The organism is Fundicoccus sp. Sow4_D5 (assembly GCF_052116365.1).
GTDB lineage: Bacteria > Bacillota > Bacilli > Lactobacillales > Aerococcaceae > Fundicoccus.
This window is the reverse complement of sequence record NZ_JBQKLF010000030.1, coordinates 1-546: the sequence shown is the minus strand read 5'-3', so window position 1 is coordinate 546 and position 546 is coordinate 1. Positions and strand designations below refer to the sequence as shown.

Genomic DNA, 546 nt, shown 5'->3' with positions numbered 1-546 from the left:
GCTTCTTTAGCAAGTGCACAGCTCAAGTATGTCTTACCTGAACCAGTAAAACCTTGAAAAATGACATTCATATGGTGCTTAACAAAGTTACAAGTACCTAGCTCCTGAAGCATCTCGCGATTGATATCTCGATGCTCATATTGAATCGATCTTAAATCTGCTTCTTTGATTCGTAGTTTAGCACGATGTATGATTCCTTTGATTCGATGATTATATTTCTCTTGATAGAGGTAATCTGTCGCTATCTGAAACCTGTCATCGAAGGTTAGATGGCGTGTCTCCATATCGGCTTCTTGTAACTCTAAAGCAGCAACGAGTTCTCCTAAGTCTAATTGTCTTAATTTACGTATGGTTTCTGAATTAATCATGTTGTTTACCTCCATAATAGTCTGAACCTCTAACATATCCCATGCGAGTAACGGGTGCTTCTAACTCCATCGAATTAAATAGTGATTTATTCACTGGATTTGTCAATATAGCATTCAACTGACGATATCTTGGTGAATGAACTCGCTCTAACGCAATCTGGCAAGCTTTATTTAAATG

The 546-nt window shown here is 37.7% G+C and carries 1 protein-coding gene and 1 pseudogene; both read right to left on the bottom strand.

The annotated features are described in order from the left end of the window. A partial coding sequence (locus ACTQ45_RS13645) for an ATP-binding protein (protein WP_441764034.1) occupies window positions 1–368 on the bottom strand: 368 nt, incomplete at its 3' end. Then, window positions 361–546 (bottom strand): annotated as a pseudogene (locus tag ACTQ45_RS13640) (IS21 family transposase); the annotation flags it as partial. The gene ACTQ45_RS13645 and the pseudogene ACTQ45_RS13640, both read right to left, overlap by 8 nt.